Source organism: Dysgonomonas sp. ZJ709 (genome assembly GCF_011039195.1).
Lineage (GTDB): Bacteria > Bacteroidota > Bacteroidia > Bacteroidales > Dysgonomonadaceae > Dysgonomonas.
Genome location: NZ_JAAKEM010000024.1, coordinates 1 through 18,896, shown reverse-complemented (window position 1 = coordinate 18,896; position 18,896 = coordinate 1). Strand labels below are relative to the sequence as shown.

Below are 18,896 nucleotides of genomic sequence, written 5' to 3'. Positions count from 1 at the left end.
TGAATATTGCAAATCTTAATTTGCATTTTCTATTATTGTTTGTACTTCGTCATTATCATATCCTGTAACCATAGACACTACATCAGAATGACGAATGTAACCCACCGGTCGGTCGCGCTGATCAACTACAGCCAAAGGATATTTCTGATTGATAAATAAGGGTAATAAATCCGAAACGGAATTATCTTCTTGTACTTTTGGTATTTCAATCAGAATAGATTCCATATCCTGGTCTCTGAGTTCTATTTTCTTAAGCACATCTTTCTCCCGTATATATCCTCTAAAGCAATTATTTTTGTCGACAACAGGAAGAAAGATTACACGGAAGCGTTCCATCAATCGCAGAGCCGAGGCGGGCCCATCTTTACCAAGTTGTATACGGGCTTTGAATGGTTCCTGAATAGATGATGCCGTTATAATCTTTGCCATATCGACATTGCCGATAAAAGCTTTCACATAATCATCCGCAGGATTCATTAAGATATCTTCCGATGTACCTTGCTGCACAATTACACCATCTTTCATTATGGCGATTGTGTTACCCAGTTTTAGCGCTTCATCTAAATCATGAGTAATAAATATAATCGTCTTTTTAAGTTTTTGTTGTATCTCTATCAATTCATCCTGCATCTGATTTCTTATTAATGGGTCTAAAGCACTAAAGGCTTCGTCCATAAGTAAGATCTGCGAATCGGTAGCCACTGCTCGGGCGATACCTACACGCTGCTGCATTCCGCCACTCAATTGGTGAGGGTAGGAGTTCTCATATCCCGAAAGACCAACCAATTTTATAACATCTTCTGCTTTTTTATTCCTTTCTTGTAACGACAAACCCTGTGTTTCCAAACCAAAAGCCACATTATCTAAAATAGTACGGTGAGGCAACAAACCGAAATGTTGGAAAACCATTCCTATCTTACGACGGCGAAGATCTAATAAAGAACTTTTATCCATTTTAGTAACATCCTCCCCATCTATACATATCGAACCAGAAGTGGGTACATTAAGCATATTAAAGCATCTCAACAAGGATGATTTACCACTACCAGATAGTCCCATAATAACGAATATTTCACCTTCATTAATGGTCAGATTTACGTCGTTTACTGCTGTCGTACATTTGGTTTTAGCATGGATCTCTTTTTTAGACCTTCCGCTTTTCAACATTTTCATAGCTAGCTTCTTAGCCGGCCCAAAAATTAGGTACAAATTTTTTATCTCAATTTTATTCATATTTTAAATTATATATGTTCAGATATATTTTATATTTATAGTTGTGTTATTGTAAATAGCTTGATCGTGTTAGAAGTAATAACCCATGTTTATATTGAAGCGGCTATTCCATCGCGCATCACTCTGCCCTTCGCCCAATCCTTCTCCAAAATTGGACGTCAGCCACGGTTGATTTTTCCCTAAAGCATAGTCTATATGTGTATAAACAGGTCCTGATACAATCAATACTCCCGGTATAAAATGCTGGGTGGAATAATATTGTTTCTTGCTTTTATCTACGATGGAATAATCCATATATGGCTGAATACTTTTAACAAATCGCTTGTTTATCGGTATTATATAAGATAATCCTGCCAGATATATTTTGCCTTGAGTAGCCACATCGTAGGCTGCTCCGTAAGCAGCCATTTGCAGAATATCTAGTTTCTCTCCATTATCGGCTTTTGCATTATAGTCATATCCGATAATCTGTCCTTTGAAATTCCATCTGCCATAATTTACTACAGTATGTGCAGCCCATGTGAAACCCCAATTTCTCTCGTTTAGTTCTTTGTTATAGATACTTCCCAATTGTCCTGATAAACCCAATTCTAAGTAATTTGTTATTTGATAACGAATACGAGTATTAAATTGATCCAATTCCCGGATATTAGCCTCCAACAATTCACCGTTTGCATAGCCAGTAGTAGGGACGACAGCATAAGAAAATCGGCTGTTACCAACAGCGTTATCTTCCACATTAGATGGCATAAACCCTTTTGGTGCTGCCTGACGAAAATAAGCGGCTTCGAAAGTCAATTTGTTGTATCTATAGCTAAATCCCAACCCAGTATTGTAAGTATCTTCGAGTCCCATATAATATGGAATCTGAAACCACCACGAATGCGACGCAAAATCACCTATACCAAATGGTTTTTGAAATACTCCCAATTTAGCATACCATTTTTCGTCAATTTGGTAACCAATATAAGCATGATGGAGAAAGTGAACCTTAGATTCGGGGTAGAAACGATATTGAAAACTAAGATCAAATCCTTTTTTATGAGCAGCAAATGCCAGATACCAAGTATCCATTTTTATATATGTGTTAAGCGCATCATTACTCGACTCATAATTCTCAATCACAGTGTTGAAACGAACAGCACCGCCAATCCGAAGAAAATCTTTTTTTTCCGGTTCATCAGCGTACGTAAAAGAGGATACCGAAAGAATAAAGAAATAAGTACAAAATAATTTTCTCAACATATTGATATATGTTTGCTAAATCCACTTATACCTTACATGTAAGATATAATAGGAACTACAAAAGTGTTAAATCGAAATTGAAACACTAAGGTGCATAACTGATATAACGGGACAAATCATCTCAAATGATTATCAGAGTCCTCGGACGTTATGCTTTATTAATAAATAGAATTCAGACTTTCCGATAGGTCATTGCCAAACGATTTTTGACAAGAATAAAGTGATATGACCAAGTCTGAATAATTATAAGATTCTCTTACAATCGAGGCGAAGGTAAGAAAAAAAAGTGGTTTGTCGAAATTTATTTAAATGCAATCTATCTCATTATCAAATTAATAATAGATTTTAGATAGTAATATATCATTGTAACCAAGAGATTTAGGTCACATAATGATGAAAATAAATAATGCTATATTTATTTCTAATTATTTCTTCAAGAATTTACTGAAGCATTAATATTTTCCTCAAATAAAGCCAATTTATCTGTCTCTCCGGCGAGCCAAAGTACGTCACCTACTTCGAAAGTTAAGGTTGGTTTAAAATCAGTAATAGATTGATTATCTCTGTCCAATCCAATTACCATGCATTCGGTATTTTCTCTTATGCCTAATTCAATAATAGATTTACCGATAAGAGGAGATTTCTTTTTTATAGTATACTGAGATAAATCAATATGGTGTTGCGTATTTTCTAACTCTTTCAATATAGCATCTTGCTTACGCTCTTCCAGTGATTGAATAAGCTTTTGAATTTCATCGTCCGAACCTGCAACAACTATTACGTCAAATGGATAAAGACGTTCTTCTGCATCGGGTATATTAATCTTCTGAGTACCTCTTATTATAGAGATAATATTAACTCCAGTCTTTTGCCTGAAATTCAATTCACGTAAAGTTTTTCCAATGCTATGAGATGATTGAGGAATTTCAATTTCTTCTATATGTATTTCTTTCGATCGGAGATCATTCGCAACTGTAGGAAGCAGGACAGCCTTTTTCTCATCTAATATTTGTTTTCTATGAAGATTTGCAAGAAAACGAGCTTCAAGTAATCGAGACTGTGTTTTGAAACCTTTAGAGAAGATTATAGCAATTACTAACACCGTAGCAATGAGAACTAACCATATAGGAGACACTTGTTGGAATAAAGGTATAATCGTCGTAGAAATCAATACTATACATATAATAATACGCAGAGCAATAATAAATATGAGTATTCCCTTATTGAGATCATTTGCTCTCCACAAGGTTTTAAATTCGGTAGATCTGTTCTTCTTCATTATGAGAGCTCTCATAAAAGGAGCCATCAATATAAGAGTAATCAATGCGTCTAAAACAGTTCCCCAGATGCTTGATGTATATTTAATTATGAAAGGTGTGACTATTTCGTAGCTGATAAGCATTATAGCTACACTTATCGTAAAGTATATAATTACATTAAAAATGATGCTCTTTAATAATTTCTTCCAGTTGTTTTCTTTACTGATGGTTTTATAGCTGGATGCTCCATAGCCTTGTATAAGTTTATCCCATTTAGCAGGTATTCGCTTTTCAAGCCAATTATAAGCAGGATCTGCGGCCTTAATCAGATAAGGTGTAGTAAATGTAGTAATAACCGATACTGCCACAATCATAGGATATAATCTTTCGCTTATTACCCCCAGACTCATACCTAGGGTAGCGATAATAAATGAGAATTCACCAATCTGCGCTAAGCTGAATCCTGATTGTATTGCTACTTTCAAACCTTGCCCTGACGCAAGAACTCCAATCGTTGCAAATATTACGCGTCCTATAAGAACGACTATCGTAAGTAGGAGTATTGTAGGAGCATACGCAATAATTATTTGAGGATCTATCATCATACCTACTGATACAAAAAACACTGCTCCAAAAAGATTTTTCAATGGTTCAACCAAATGTTCTATATGCTTAGATTCTATAGTTTCAGCCAAAATAGATCCCATAATGAAAGCTCCTAATGCAGCAGAGAATCCAACACTGGATGCAAAATAAACCATCCCCAAGCATAAGCCAATCGCTACAATCAATAAGGTTTCATCATTAAGGTATTTCTTTAGTCTCTTCAGCATGGTTGGTATGATATAAATACCGACCAAAAACCATATCAGCATAAAGAATACCAACTTAAGCATGCTATTAACTAGCTCTGTGCCTTCAAAATTCTTGCTGACAGCCAAAGTCGATAGCAATACCATCATGAGTATAGCGGCAAGATCTTCGACGATAAGCATGCCAAACACAATCCCGGCAAACCGCTTCTTCTGGAGCGACATGTCGTTAAATGCTTTTATAATAATGGTAGTAGAAGACATCGACAACATTCCACCGAGAAATATACTATCCATTTTAGACCATCCCATAAACTGACCGACAACATAGCCTATAATAATCATTGAACCCAGATTAATAAGCGTTGCGACAGAAGCTGTACCTCCGACATCCATTAACTTTTTGAAACTAAATTCTAATCCCAAAGCAAATAGAAGGAAGATAACCCCAATTTCGGCCCAGATAGTGACATTGGCCATATCTGAAACTTCGGGTAGCTGATTAAAAAATTCAGCTATAACATTCTCTGATATACCTGTTGTTTTCTTTACTATACTTTCGATTAAACTTTTGAAATGAAGGCTTGCGAAAAATCCGGCAACTATATATCCTAATACAACCGGTTGTTTCAGTCTTTTAAATATGATAGTTACTATCCCTGCTGTAATGAGGATGATGGCTAGGTCACTTATAAAATCAGGTAAATGAGTCATCTGCTATGTTATGCTTGTTTTTTAAGTATGGATACGAAAGCTAGTTATATACAATTTCTATTAGTTTATCAACTAAATAGATTATTTCGTTTCTAAAAGTATCAAAAAAAAATGATTTATGAAAATAAAACTAGACATCGAGTATTACAAAAAAGAAATATGACACATCCTTTTCATCACTACAAATGTCATAATTCAAAATATATTGATCAATTAGTATAACTTTAATAATAAAAGGTAGCTTATCTTTATCAACGATTGAAATCAAGTTCCATCTAGAAAATAATTTGAAATGAAAAACACAAGTCTTAGCCTATTGATGATTGTGATATCCTTATTTATCGGACAAAGAATCATTGCGGATGACAATCAATCTAAAAGTAATTATCTGACAAAAGAATCTTTCAAAAATCCGTCCATGCAATATCGGCCAAAACCACTCTGGTTTTGGAATGATACAACAGTAACACATACAGGTATCGAAGAGCAAATGACTGCATTTGTGAATCAGTGTGGTTACGGAGGGTTTTCAATTCTTCCTTTTGGGAAGAAATTCAAACCAGAATATTTGTCCGAAGAATACTTTGAGGTATATAAGACTGCTATTAATAAAGCGAAAGACTTAGGAGTATATCTGGATATTTATGACGAATACGGATTCCCCAGTGGGAGTGGCGGAGCCATCAATGGTGACGATACTCCACGATTTATGAATAAATACCCTGATCATACAATCAAGAGACTCGACAAGTTAGAGAAAGAAGTTACAGGACCTTCCCAATTTCATTTAGCTCTACCCGATACAGGAATAATAGAAGGTGTAGTTGCAATGAATATAGAAACACAGGAACGTATCAATATTTCTTCTCTCATTAAAGGCAGTTCGTTAGACTGGAACGCTCCTAAAGGAAACTGGAAAGTTATGTGTTTTTACATAGTAAAAGATGGTGACCCGAATGTTGATTATTTAGATGCTGAGTCAGTAAAAAAATACATAAGTATGACTCAGGAGCAATATTATAAGAGATTTGGAGAGCACTTCGGCAAAACAGTTATCGGAACATTCTTCGATGAAATAACAATGTACAGGGCGCAAGGTAGAATATGGACTGCAAAATATCGTGCGCAATTTCAAAATCGCTACGGATTTGATCCGATCATATACTACCCTGCATTGTGGTACGATATAGGTAAAGAAACTGTTGCTGCTCGTAATTATCTTTTTGGCTTTCGTACTCAGCTTTTTGCAGAAAGCTATCCCAAAGAATCCAGCGAATGGGCGAAAGCACATAATGTGAAAGCAACAGGACATCAAGATAATGAGGAGGTGGTAAATCCGGTAAATACATCGGGAGATCTAATGAAGTGCTTTAAATATCAGGAAATTCCCGGTATTGATAAGATAGGAGGAAATAGGCCGGCAGAAAAATTCCTTAAAATAGTAAGTTCTGCGGCGTATAATTGGGATAATCACTTAATTATGTCTGAAACATACGGAGATATGGGTAATATATCGTGGAACGAGATATTTAGTATTGCTATGGATCAGTATTCAAAAGGAATCAATGTACTTATTCCTCATGCAGTATGGTATAACGACAAAACCAGAGGTGTATTTTTTCTTCCTGAACTTTCGCACCGCAATCCGATCTACCAAGATTCTTTACCTGTATTCAATCAATACCTCTCGCGCCTGAACTTAGTATTGCAAAATGAAGATAGAGTAATTGCCGATGTCGGCGTACTTTACCCAATTGCTGCCATGCAAGCAGGTAATTATTTAGATGGTCCATTGGGACATTATAAAGGAGGAGTTGAAATTCCTGATATGGATTATTTGGAAGTGAGCCGTTTATTATCGAATGAAATTGGTTTAGATCATATTTATTTACATCCCGAAGTTCTTTCCGAAAGGTGTATTATAAAAGATAAGCAATTAATAATGCCTTACAAAAAGGAGAGTATATCTATGAAAGTCTTAATTATACCTTCAGCTTTAGTGATCAATATAGACAACTTAGAAAAAATCAAGGCTTTTTATGATCTTGGTGGAACGATTATCTTTACAACTCAACTTCCTGAAAGGGCTGCGCAATTCAATAAAGATTCGAGGGTGAGAGAAATAATGGCTGAAATATTGCCTAATGGTATTTCTTCGGCAAATAATAAAGGAGGAAAAATATTTTTTGTTCAACAACCTAATAAAAGCACATTGCTTAGTGCTCTGAAATATTCCGGACAGACCTACGATGTAAATTTCCCATCGGAACAGGTACTTCATTATATACATAAAAAAGGGAAGAACGATGTGTACTTTTTCGCAAATCCAATTTCAACAGCTTTTGATGGACAAGTTATAATAAAAGGAACAAAAAAACTTGAATTATGGAATCCTCATACAGGAGAAATAAGTAAAGCAAAATATAAATTGCAGGATATTAATGGAGAACAGTGTACTGTTGTTGACTTACATGTCGACCCAATAAAATCCATTTTTTTAAAAGTAATATGATCTATTACAGTCTAATCTCCCTTCTTTAATAGAAGAAGGGAGATATCCTTTAATCATTACGATATTTCCGTGGTGAAACACCCGTATGATGCTTAAAATATCTGCCGAAATGTGATGGCGTCGCAAAATTCAATTCATAACTTAACTGTTGAATGTTTACATAAGTTGATTTTAGCATGGCTTTAGCTTCGAGGATAGTATATTCGTCAATCCATTCCTTAGCGTGTTTACCAGTCAATTTAAATATAACTGTTGAAAAATATTTAGGTGTTAAATGACTTTTCTGAGCATAAAAACCAACATTTCTTTCTTTTTGGAAGTTAGTTTCAATGTCTCTCATAAACTTACGGAAAATCTCTTCACTCGGATTTGGAACATTTTTCTTGTTATTTTCATTCTCGATTATTAACAAATTAGAAATTTCACAGAAAAGTATATTCAAATAGTTATATACCATCTGCTTACGATATATATTATTCTTATCTCCTATTACATCCTCCATATAACAGAACAGAACAGAGAATAATTCCATCTTGGAAGGAGGTAAAGAATAGCAGAGATATTCCCTTAACATATTCTTCACATTGAAATTATACTGGTCGCTGCTAAAATCAAAAAATCCGGGTTTCAGACATATAACTTTAGATTTAAAATCGTCACTTACTTCCATTACCTGAAATACTTTCTGAGGATGTATAATTATAAAATCGTTTTTACGGATTACATAATTACTATAACCGACATTAGTACTTAAAGAACCTTCCTGACAAACAACAGCAATCATAATATCTAACCTGACAGGATAATCGGTGGCAATTGCCCGAGTGGGTCCTTCGGTATCCTTGCCATAACTTTCAAAAATGAAAAACTTATCCGACAATGAATCTGCTGAAGAATGATCTAAAACAGTTTTGGCTTTTACATCCCTAATCTTATCTATCATAAAAACGACTTTTAGTTCAACAAATATATCTACTTATTTCTTTTATTATATACTATTCCATCCTTTTGGATATAATAACAGTCATTTGTGACAGATTAGAAAGTGAATAAATATGAACTTTGCCACACAAAAAATGAGTGAACACCTATTGTATACTAACTACTAAAAATTCAATGAGACAATCAGCAATCTGTTTAATAATACTGTTAATACTAACAACTACCACCACCGGCCAAACTCCAACCGATAGTGTGAAGCAAGGAGTCAGAAGATATATTGCACGTAATTTCTCGGAAGCCCGTACATTCAACTTATATTGGGAGAAAACACCCTTCCACGATTATACATTGATGCAGAATGGCAAGGAAATAGAGAATGGAGAGTTTCGCCACATAAATACAGTGAAATTTTCAGTAACAGTTCCTGTCTTATTGCTCAAGAACTTCTCTCTCTATGCTAACGGACAATTCAATTCTTATCAGTTCGAAGCAAACAATAATGTAAACGGAGGTAAATCAGCTATATTTTCGCAAAACGATGATGGCTATAACTACTACGAAGGGACACTGGCAGGAACCTATCGTACAAGAATTGCAGGTAAACCTCTAATCTTGATCGCAACCGCCTTTGGTGACGGATGGAATAAAGGATTCGGAAAAGCACAAGGCATATTTTCAGCCATAATGATATTTAAACAATCACCCACAACCAGCTTTAGTGCCGGATTGTTTGGCATGACACTTTACGAAAAGATACCGGTAATACCCATTATCGCATATACACATCAATTCACTCCCGATTGGAGTATCGATCTCACATTACCTAGCAGATCTTATATTCGCTATCAGCCTAATAATCATCGTTTCTCTATGGGTGCATCACTGGGAAGTGAACACTTTTATATGAAGCCGGGGATGAAAGGTATACCGGAAGTCTCTTTCTTTAATAGAACAGTCATTAAGCCCGAAATTGTTTATGAATACATTATAAACAAACGCTTCTATCTGATCGCACGGAGTGGAGGATCTGCATTAATCAGTGGAGGTCTTTACGGCACTAACCGAAAAGGTATAGATGGTGATCCTTACATAAAGTTTAAACAACCGATGACACCCTTCTTGAATGTCGGATTCTCGTATAATATATTTTGAAGAATCACTATGTACATAGAGAAAAAGCACCTCTTTCTAAATTTGTCTTTCGCTATATACAGATAAGTTTTCCTGTGTTAAAATAAATAATAAAAACATACTGGTATGTCTTTATTATTTTTATCTTTAACTAGTTAAATCTATATATTGTGAGCCAGACATATTCCTTTTTCACTTGTCTTTTTCTCAAAATTCATATTTGCAAATTATTGTTGGCGGTCGAATTAATTTTATATCGTTATGAACAAACGAATTGAGTATTATGATTTCCTTCGTGGGGTCGCGATTATCGGTGTAATAGGTATCCATGCCTTTTGGTCTTACCAAGATTACCTAAAAGAAACAGGTATAACAATGTTCGACATCAATATTTTTATCCGCCAACTTATCGGCTGTTGCGTACCTATGTTTCTTGCTTTGTCGGGTTTCTTTCTGGCCAACAAGGATGTTTCGTCATTTGCAAAATATAGGCAATTTTTACGTAAGCAAGTGGCGCGCGTTTATATTCCCTGCCTTATATTCTCACTTCCATTTCTATATTGGGGAATTTGCAAGAGTTTGGGAATGAACAACTCTTTTATTGAAGTCTGTACCAAACGTTGGTTGATCTGTAGGGATGGAAACATCATAGACAACATCCTGTATTATTTGGTCTGTGCCAAAGGTGTGTTCTACTTTGCTGCTGTGATTATTCAATTTTATTTTCTTTTACCAATAATGCAATGGCTAGCTAACAAAAAAGTAGTCGGGCTTTCGATAGCTTTTGCTATTTCCTTTGTTAGTACTGTTGTTCTTTATTATATTGTTTACATTGCCCAGATCAATCTTTCTCTCATTGTTTATGGTGGGCTTTTTCCTTTCTGGACTCTCTACTTCGTAATTGGAGTATTTTATGGTAAAGGATATCGTTTTGGCTTTTCGTGGAAAATGTTAGCTGTAATTGCTCTTTTACTCGTACCTGTACTTTATACTGAAACCTACTATATGGTAATCGATCTGGGATATAACCTTCCGGCAGCTATGGGTAATCGAAAGTTTTCGTGGATCATTTATTGTGTGGTTTGCCTTCTATTGATGTTTGAGGCAGTAGATACTTACAAATCAAACGCCTTTACCCGATTCATTAATACTGCCGGAGAGTACTCATACGGGATTTATCTTATTCATTTATATTTCTTACTGTTTGTTATTAAGGCTGTCAATCCACATATACATTGGCTGGTTGAAACCGTTTTATCACTGTTACTTTCGATGGCATTTATATGGGTTTGCCGCAAGGTATCTTTGCCTTTTTCGAAGAAGTACCTTGGATTTTAACCGCCATTGGTTGAACATTGTAAAGAAGTTATCTTAGCTTTTAGAAAACAATGTAAAAAAAGAAACGTTGGTCATTTATATTTTGCGATACAAATAACCAACGTTTCTCATGTATATAATTCTTACTTTTCTTCCTTCTCTATCAATTTAGAATCGTGCAGCTTAACAGGTTTTGATTTTTTTCTTAGCTTCATATTTAACACTTCTACCAATAATGAGAATGCAATAGCAAAATAGATATACCCTTTAGGAATTTCACCTACGGTACTTCCAAATATTGACAGGTCAGACAAATGTGCAGCCTCAACTAATAGCATCACCCCGATTAGTATAAGGAAAGATAATCCTAGCATTTGTATAGTCGGATGCTCATTTACGAACTTGCTAACAGGACCGGAGAATAAAAGCATAATCAGAACGGCTATAACAACAGCTGTGACCATGATAGTCATAGCACCTACATAACCAAACTCATTGAAACTAACGAGCCCTACAGCGGTAAGAACACTATCGAACGAGAATACGATATCTAATGCCACAATCTGAGCAATAACTCCCGCAAAACTATGCTTACGAACATTGCCATGTGCACCCTCTTCTTCACCTTCCAGTTTGTGATGAATTTCAGTTACACTCTTATATAAAAGAAATAATCCACCTATTAATATTATAATACCTTGACCTGATATATAACCACTTAACCATTCGAGATCGAATGTAAAAATAGGCTTAGTCAATTTCATTAGCCAAGATATACAGAACAATAATGCAATACGGAAAAGCATGGCTAAAGTAAGACCTACGGCACGTGCTTTAGGTTGCTCATTTGCCGGGAGCTTAGACGAAACAATAGATAGGAATACGATATTATCGATACCTAGAACTATTTCGAGAAAACTTAAAGTCAACAATGCTATCCAAGCACTGGGTAGGAGAAAGGTTTCAAAGATTTCCATATTATCTATTAATTTTTCCACAAATTTAATAAAGAAGATTATCAGTACTCATATAAATCATTTACTATTTTTACATAATTCGTAATTTAATCTGAATAAAAACGAATAGGCACAAATCAGAAAAAATATCTTTATCTTTGGTCATCCTAAAAAATAACGTTCCTGAATAATGAGCAATAAGAAAAAAATAATAAATGATCCCGTATTTGGCTTTATAACAATACCTAATAATTTTTTATACAGTCTCATTCAGCACCCCTTTCTGCAACGACTGAATCGTATAAAACAACTAGGTTTAGCATCATTTGTATATCCGGGAGCACAGCACACACGTTTGCATCATTCTATTGGAGCTATGTACTTGATGGACGAAGCTATTCATAATCTAAGAGCTAAAGGACACGAAATAACATTAGAGGAAGCCAATGGAGCGATGGCATGTATCCTTCTACACGATGTGGGGCATGGTCCATTTTCTCATGTATTAGAATTTACACTAACCAATGGCATACATCACGAAGAATTCTCATTAGAGTTGATGAAATGGCTAAATGAAGAATTAGATGGCCAATTAGATATTTGTATCTCCATTTTCAAGAATGAATACCCTAAAAAGTTCTTGCATCAGCTAGTGAGTGGACAGTTGGATGTGGATAGGCTCGATTATTTGCGTCGCGATAGTTTTTTTACCGGTGTAACTGAAGGAAATATTGGTTCGGCCCGTATTATTAAAATGCTTGATTTGCGTAATGATAAATTGGTCGTTGAATCGAAAGGTATTTATTCGATAGAAAACTTTCTGATGTCGCGTCGATTGATGTATTGGCAGGTATATCTGCATAAAACGGCCGTAGCTGCTGAAAAGATGCTTATAAAAACCTTTACCAGAGCCAAGGAACTATCAAGTAATGGAACAACATTGTTTGCATCGCCATATCTTCAATATTTCTTAGAGAACGAGGTTAATAAATCATTTTTTGCTCAACATCATAAAGATGTATTAAATCATTTCGTAAATCTTGATGATAACGATATATGGTGCGCTCTCAAAGTCTGGTCTAATAACGAAGATAAAGTTTTATCTAAACTTAGTTCTTGTCTGATCAACAGAAAACTATTCAAAATAGAAATAACAAACGAACCACAATCTCAGGAGCGTACACAGCAGTATATAAACCAATATATGGAGTCATTGAATATTGATGCACATGAAGCTTCTTACCTATTGTCGTGTGATGTTATCTCGTCTAATATGTATAATGAAGTAAACGATAGTATCGATATATTATATAATGATGGCTCTATAAAAGATATATCGGAGGCTTCGGATATGCTCAATATTCAGCTATTAGCAAAAAAAGTTGAAAAATATTATTTTACGTATTTGAAATTATAGATTTAGCATAAAGGTCATTCTATAATAAATACAAAAAATTTGCAGATATTGTATTTATAAATACGTTATTACGAAGTTTAATATCACAACAACCATCCTAAATTGATGATTGAAACTAGCTGTTATCTTTACAGCAAAATATGAATGTATTATCCTTAAGAATCTTTGTCAGTAACTTTAGTTTTTAATATAATATCTCCCAATCTACGTCCATTATTTACAAAACATAATATAATTTCAATAGGGTATATAAAAACAAATATATTTCTTAATATTAGTATTTTAGTTGGAGGAACTTTTCCTTTGTCATTCTTAACTTGTAATTTATATATTCGCTTTCCTAGACTTTGGCCACCAATAATATCCTTCAAGAAACATGTGGAGTAGACGATACACATTAATAATGCATAACAATAAATGAAATCATACTTATCTTTATTTACTATTAGAATGATTACTAGTAATACAATCGTAAGAATAAATAGAATAAAGAAATCAATGATAATGGCTTTAATTCGTCTTGATAATAGTGAGTTATCCATTCTAAAAACATCTAAATTTATGACAATGTAATATAAGTAAAGAAGGTCGCTTCCATTGGGAGCGACCTTCCTATATATAGTATTTACATTATTTTACTCAGCTAGTAAAATCTGCATCATTTGAACAGCAGCTTTTGCAACAGATGTTCCAGGGCCAAAGATAGCGGCAACACCAGCTTTGTAAAGGTAATCATAATCCTGTGCAGGAATTACTCCTCCGGCAATTACAATAATATCTTCGCGACCAAGTTTCTTAAGCTCTTCCATTACTTGAGGCACAAGTGTTTTGTGACCGGCAGCAAGAGAAGAAACACCAAGAACATTCACATCATTTTCAACAGCTTGGCGGGCAGCTTCTTCGGGAGTTTGGAACAATGGTCCCATATCTACATCGAATCCGCAGTCAGCATAACCTGTTGCAACAACTTTAGCTCCACGGTCGTGACCATCTTGCCCCATTTTGGCAATCATGATACGTGGTTGACGACCTTCTTTCTTCGCGAATTGTTCCACTAGTTCACAAGCTTCTTGGAACGTAGGGTCTTTTTTAGTTTCTGATGAATACACGCCTGAAATAGTTCTAATTATTGCTTTGTAACGACCTACTACTTCTTCGCAAGCATCAGATATTTCTCCCAATGTTGCACGAACACGAGCTGCTTCAACAGCAAGTTCTAGCAAGTTACCTTCTTTTGTCTTAACACATTCTGTAATGGCAGCAAGTGCTTTCTTCACAGCCTCGTTATCACGTTTAGATCTTAGTTCTTCGAGACGTTCTATTTGTTGACGACGTACTTCAGTATTATCAACATCAAGAATATCGATCGGATCTTCTTTCTCAAGGCGATATTTGTTAACACCTATAATAGTTTGTTGTCCCGAATCAATCTTAGCTTGCGTACGAGCAGCAGCTTCTTCGATACGCATCTTAGGCAGACCTGTTTCGATTGCTTTTGCCATACCACCAAGTTTTTGAACTTCTTGGATCAGATCCCATGCTTTATGAACAAGTTCATTAGTCATAGTTTCTACATAAAAAGAACCTGCCCAAGGGTCAATCTCTTTACATATTTGAGTTTCCTCTTGGATATATATCTGGGTATTACGAGCAATACGCGCCGAGAAGTCTGTAGGCAATGCAATAGCTTCATCTAATGCATTAGTATGAAGTGATTGCGTATGTCCAAGAGCGGCAGCCATAGCTTCAATACATGTACGCCCAACATTATTAAATGGATCTTGCTCAGTCAACGACCATCCTGATGTTTGAGAGTGAGTACGCAGTGCAAGCGACTTAGGATTCTTAGCTCCAAAGCTTTGAACGATCTTAGCCCATAACAAACGTCCTGCACGCATTTTAGCAATCTCCATGAAATGGTTCATTCCGATTGCCCAGAAGAACGATAGGCGAGGAGCGAAGGCATCTACTCCGATACCTGCATCGATACCTGCTTTAAGATATTCCATACCATCGGCAAGTGTATAAGCTAACTCGATGTCTGCTGTTGCACCTGCTTCTTGCATGTGATAGCCCGAAATAGAGATAGAGTTGAACTTAGGCATCTTTTGAGATGTATATTCAAATATATCAGCAATGATTTGCATTGAGAATTCTGGTGGGTAGATATATGTGTTACGCACCATGAATTCCTTTAGAATATCGTTTTGAATTGTACCAGCCATTTCTTCCAGCTTAGCACCTTGTTCTAATCCTGCATTGATATAAAAAGCAAGAATAGGAAGTACTGCACCATTCATTGTCATAGATACTGACATTTGGTTCAATGGAATACCATCGAATAGTACTTTCATATCTTCTACCGAGCAAATAGATACACCGGCTTTACCAACGTCACCAACTACACGAGGATGATCTGCATCATATCCACGGTGTGTAGCAAGGTCGAATGCTACAGAAAGGCCTTTTTGTCCTGATGCAAGGTTACGACGGTAGAATGCATTTGATTCGCTTGCTGTAGAAAATCCTGCATACTGACGGATTGTCCAAGGACGCATAGCGTACATACCAGAGTATGGTCCGCGTAAGAATGGAGGAATACCCGATGCATAGTTCAAATGCTCCATGCCTTCAAGGTCTTCTTTCGTATAAACAGGCTTAACCGGGATAAGTTCAGGTGTTTTCCAAGTAGCCTCGATACCGTTATCAGCAACCCATTTTGCCGCGTCTATGGCTGCAAATCCGGATTGTTTGATGTCTATATTTTTAAAATTTGGTTTCATACTATTTTTTTTATGCTGTTCGCTATTAATTTATTAGATTCCCAATTTAGAGCTAAAGCTTTTTAATGTTTCAAGTACATTACTTTTTACATTCACAAAGTTTTCGATACCTTGAGCTTTAAGTTCTTCTGTACAAGCAGGAGCACCTGCTACTACGAAGATTTCTTTTCCTTTCACTAAATTGTATGCCTCCGGAGCAAATGTTGCATATTCATCATCACTTGAACAAAGTACAATAATATCTGCTTTCTTTTCGCGAGCAGCTTTTACACCAGCTTCTACTGTATCAAATCCTAAATTGTCAACAATTTTATATCCTGCGCAACCGAAGAAGTTAGCTGAGAACTGAGAACGTGCAAGGCGCATACCCAGATTTCCGATAGTTAACATAAATACAGTTGGGGTTTTACCCGATTTTTCTGTTGCAAGACGAAGTTCTTCGTATGAAGTAGCGAGACGATCGGCAGGTAATGCTTCGTATGGAGCACCTTCCGAAGAACATCCACAACCACAACCTGAAGTTTCTTTCATTATTTTGCTTGCAGCAACTTCAGTAAAATTAGGATATTGATTAGTTCCCAATAGCACTTCACGTCGAGTAGCCAATGCTTTAACTCGATTGTTAGCCGAAGCTTTTACCGCAGTTTGAACAGTGTTAGCTTTCAATGCGTCGTAGAATCCTAGTTCGTCTACTTCAAGGAATAACTTCCAAGCTTGTTCAGCTATTGAAACAGTTAAATTTTCAATATAGTAAGAACCTGCAGACGGATCAGTCACTTTATCAAAATGACACTCTTCTTTCAGAAGTAATTGCTGATTACGAGCAATTCTTTCAGAGAAGTCGTCTGATTCTTTATAAGTTTCGTCAAACGGACGTACAGTCAGAGAGTTAACGCCTGCGAGAGTTGCAGACATTGCTTCTGTCTGAGTACGAAGTAAGTTTACATGCGCATCATAAATAGTCTTATTAAACATAGATGTTTGAGCATGTGTATAAATTTTAGCAGCACAACGACAAATACCTCCTTCTGATTTGTTAGGACAGTCGTGGTTGCAAAGTGGTTGGTAAGCATCAACAATTTCGGCCCATAACCATCGTGCGGCTCTAAACTTAGCTATTTCCATGAAATAGTTGCCGCTAATACCAAAATTGAATTTGATCTTTTTAGCAACAAGTGCGGCATCTAATCCAGCTTCGATAAGTTTACTTAATAGTTGATTTCCGTTGGCCAGCGCATATCCTAATTCCTGATAAATGTATGCACCACCATCACTTGTAAGATGAGCATTTACGCTTAGTACACGGAAACGTGGGAGTGAAGCCGAAGCTTTTACTATAGTTGCAGCTTGTTCTACCCAATCACCACAATCCCGACCTTTTTTTAATAGAGGTTTGAATGCATCATAGTTGATAGAGCCAAAGCATTTCATTACATCCACATCCAGTTCTTTGTAGTAATCGGCTACGATCTTAGTCAATTCCACAGATTTCTTATGACATGTAGAGAAATTCAGTTCTACTGCTTCAGGACAAATGTCTTTCAATAATGTCTTGATGTTGTCTGCTGTTACTTCTTCGCTCTTTATTGCAAAAGAAAGAGAAGTGATACCTTTGTTCAGAACATCTAAGGCTTTAGCATTTGCTGCTTTAAAGTCTATAACATTAATGTCTTGTCGTGTATACCAGTCGTTGTCTTTTTTAGTTCCACGAACGTAAGGGAATACACCGGGAAGAGATTCAAGCGTATTTAAACCCTCAATGTCTTCATTTCTGTAAAACGGGTTCACGTTAAAACCTTCATTTGTTCTCCAAACGAGTTTTTTCTCAAAGTCAGCACCTTTCAGATCGGCAGTGATTTTCGCCATCCACTCTTCGGTAGAGACTGGAGGGAAATTTGAAAAAAGCTTTTCTTTTTGATTAGCCATGATTTTTAAATTTGTTTTAATGTATAGGTATATCTTGTATTTTATTGATTCTTAATCTATTGCAACACCATTATCTATGTGTGTATAAATTATATTTATAAGTGCTTAAATTCAAACAGTTACCTTTTTTGAAAGGCAACACAAAAGTAAAATATTTTGTTTGGTTAATAAAGCTTTTTAAGGTATAATTTGTTTAAAAAGGCATATTTTGAGGAATCGAAAGACATATAACAGTCTTCAATAACATTTTTGAGTTGTAGTCACTTCGTGATATCTTAGAAATATGGTCTCGATCTTTTAGAAAAAAGCAGATTACCTGCTGATTTTAAGCCTCCTAAATTTACATATTCTTATTTTAGTCCCTTTCGTAGAAACAAAATGTGAAACTTTTCGCTTAAATTATTTTTATTTATTCAAAAAATACTATCTTTGCACTCGCTATTAAGCAAAAGATGGTCCGGTAGCTCAGCTGGATAGAGCATCAGCCTTCTAAGCTGAGGGTCCTAGGTTCGAATCCTAGCCGGATCACATAAAGATCAGAAAATCAACGACTTATTTCTGACAAAACAAGACAAAACTCTCTAAGATAGATTCTTAGGGAGTTTTTTTTATTCTCTCCCCAAGACATAATCAGCCATTTAAATGCCGA

The 18,896-nt window shown here is 35.6% G+C and carries 12 protein-coding genes and 1 tRNA gene; 5 read left to right on the top strand and 8 right to left on the bottom strand.

Going from position 1 to position 18,896, the window contains the following annotated elements:
- Nucleotides 1-15 precede the first annotated feature (15 nt).
- The 3 genes from G7Y56_RS14220 to G7Y56_RS14210 all read right to left on the bottom strand — a co-directional run bounded on the left by G7Y56_RS14220 (nt 16) and on the right by G7Y56_RS14210 (nt 5,263).
- The gene (locus tag G7Y56_RS14220) at nt 16-1,233 is read right to left on the bottom strand and encodes a glycine betaine/L-proline ABC transporter ATP-binding protein (protein WP_165021906.1); all 1,218 of its coding nucleotides are present in this window, start codon (nt 1,231-1,233) and stop codon (nt 16-18) included.
- 69 nt (nt 1,234-1,302) lie between these two features.
- A complete protein-coding gene (locus G7Y56_RS14215) occupies nt 1,303-2,478 on the bottom strand; it encodes a hypothetical protein (RefSeq protein ID WP_255491372.1) in 1,176 nt (391 codons plus the stop codon).
- 433 nt (nt 2,479-2,911) lie between these two features.
- Nucleotides 2,912-5,263, bottom strand: coding sequence for a cation:proton antiporter (locus G7Y56_RS14210; protein WP_165044446.1), 2,352 nt, complete (start codon nt 5,261-5,263; stop codon nt 2,912-2,914).
- A 292-nt stretch (nt 5,264-5,555) separates the two neighbouring features.
- Between G7Y56_RS14210 and G7Y56_RS14205 the strand changes: the two genes are divergently transcribed.
- On the top strand, nt 5,556-7,775 hold the full coding sequence (locus G7Y56_RS14205) for a glycosyl hydrolase (RefSeq protein WP_255498767.1): 2,220 nt from the start codon (nt 5,556-5,558) through the stop codon (nt 7,773-7,775).
- 49 nt (nt 7,776-7,824) lie between these two features.
- Here G7Y56_RS14205 and G7Y56_RS14200 read toward each other — a convergent pair whose 3' ends face one another.
- Nucleotides 7,825-8,718, bottom strand: coding sequence for an AraC family transcriptional regulator (locus tag G7Y56_RS14200; RefSeq protein WP_165044444.1), 894 nt, complete (start codon nt 8,716-8,718; stop codon nt 7,825-7,827).
- Between the two features lie 173 nt (nt 8,719-8,891).
- On the opposite strand from G7Y56_RS14200, the gene G7Y56_RS14195 reads away from it, so the two are divergent.
- Nucleotides 8,892-9,869 (top strand): hypothetical protein, encoded by a 978-nt coding sequence (locus G7Y56_RS14195; RefSeq protein WP_165044442.1) that lies wholly within the window; start codon nt 8,892-8,894, stop codon nt 9,867-9,869.
- 240 nt (nt 9,870-10,109) lie between these two features.
- On the top strand, nt 10,110-11,186 hold the full coding sequence (locus G7Y56_RS14190; RefSeq protein WP_165044440.1) for an acyltransferase: 1,077 nt from the start codon (nt 10,110-10,112) through the stop codon (nt 11,184-11,186).
- Nucleotides 11,187-11,308: 122 nt separating this feature from the next.
- Here the strand turns inward: G7Y56_RS14190 and G7Y56_RS14185 are convergent, their stop codons facing one another.
- Nucleotides 11,309-12,163: a TerC family protein gene (locus tag G7Y56_RS14185; protein ID WP_255498766.1), complete on the bottom strand. Its 855-nt coding sequence runs from the start codon at nt 12,161-12,163 to the stop codon at nt 11,309-11,311.
- A 148-nt stretch (nt 12,164-12,311) separates the two neighbouring features.
- On the opposite strand from G7Y56_RS14185, the gene G7Y56_RS14180 reads away from it, so the two are divergent.
- Nucleotides 12,312-13,538, top strand: coding sequence for an HD domain-containing protein (locus tag G7Y56_RS14180; RefSeq protein ID WP_165044438.1), 1,227 nt, complete (start codon nt 12,312-12,314; stop codon nt 13,536-13,538).
- A gap of 155 nt (nt 13,539-13,693) precedes the next feature.
- Here G7Y56_RS14180 and G7Y56_RS18880 read toward each other — a convergent pair whose 3' ends face one another.
- From G7Y56_RS18880 to mutA, 3 genes are all read right to left on the bottom strand, one after another.
- Nucleotides 13,694-14,080, bottom strand: coding sequence for an RDD family protein (locus tag G7Y56_RS18880; RefSeq protein WP_165044436.1), 387 nt, complete (start codon nt 14,078-14,080; stop codon nt 13,694-13,696).
- Nucleotides 14,081-14,173: 93 nt separating this feature from the next.
- On the bottom strand, nt 14,174-16,321 hold the full coding sequence (gene scpA, locus G7Y56_RS14170) for a methylmalonyl-CoA mutase (RefSeq protein ID WP_165021937.1): 2,148 nt from the start codon (nt 16,319-16,321) through the stop codon (nt 14,174-14,176).
- Between the two features lie 33 nt (nt 16,322-16,354).
- Nucleotides 16,355-18,247 (bottom strand): methylmalonyl-CoA mutase small subunit, encoded by a 1,893-nt coding sequence (gene mutA, locus G7Y56_RS14165; protein ID WP_165044434.1) that lies wholly within the window; start codon nt 18,245-18,247, stop codon nt 16,355-16,357.
- 454 nt (nt 18,248-18,701) lie between these two features.
- On the opposite strand from mutA, the gene G7Y56_RS14160 reads away from it, so the two are divergent.
- Nucleotides 18,702-18,775, top strand: a tRNA-Arg gene (locus tag G7Y56_RS14160).
- Nucleotides 18,776-18,896: the final 121 nt, after the last annotated feature.

Excerpts from the sequence above, each read along its gene's own strand:
- mutA (WP_165044434.1), bottom strand. The coding sequence starts at position 18,247 with ATGGCTAATCAAAAAGAAAAGCTTTTTTCAAATTTCCCTCCAGTCTCT.
- G7Y56_RS14180 (WP_165044438.1), top strand. The coding sequence starts at position 12,312 with ATGAGCAATAAGAAAAAAATAATAAATGATCCCGTATTTGGCTTTATA.
- G7Y56_RS14215 (WP_255491372.1), bottom strand. The coding sequence starts at position 2,478 with ATGTTGAGAAAATTATTTTGTACTTATTTCTTTATTCTTTCGGTATCC.
- G7Y56_RS14195 (WP_165044442.1), top strand. The coding sequence starts at position 8,892 with ATGAGACAATCAGCAATCTGTTTAATAATACTGTTAATACTAACAACT.
- G7Y56_RS14205 (WP_255498767.1), top strand. The coding sequence starts at position 5,556 with ATGAAAAACACAAGTCTTAGCCTATTGATGATTGTGATATCCTTATTT.
- G7Y56_RS14190 (WP_165044440.1), top strand. The coding sequence starts at position 10,110 with ATGAACAAACGAATTGAGTATTATGATTTCCTTCGTGGGGTCGCGATT.
- G7Y56_RS18880 (WP_165044436.1), bottom strand. The coding sequence starts at position 14,080 with ATGGATAACTCACTATTATCAAGACGAATTAAAGCCATTATCATTGAT.
- G7Y56_RS14210 (WP_165044446.1), bottom strand. The coding sequence starts at position 5,263 with ATGACTCATTTACCTGATTTTATAAGTGACCTAGCCATCATCCTCATT.
- G7Y56_RS14220 (WP_165021906.1), bottom strand. The coding sequence starts at position 1,233 with ATGAATAAAATTGAGATAAAAAATTTGTACCTAATTTTTGGGCCGGCT.
- scpA (WP_165021937.1), bottom strand. The coding sequence starts at position 16,321 with ATGAAACCAAATTTTAAAAATATAGACATCAAACAATCCGGATTTGCA.
- G7Y56_RS14200 (WP_165044444.1), bottom strand. The coding sequence starts at position 8,718 with ATGATAGATAAGATTAGGGATGTAAAAGCCAAAACTGTTTTAGATCAT.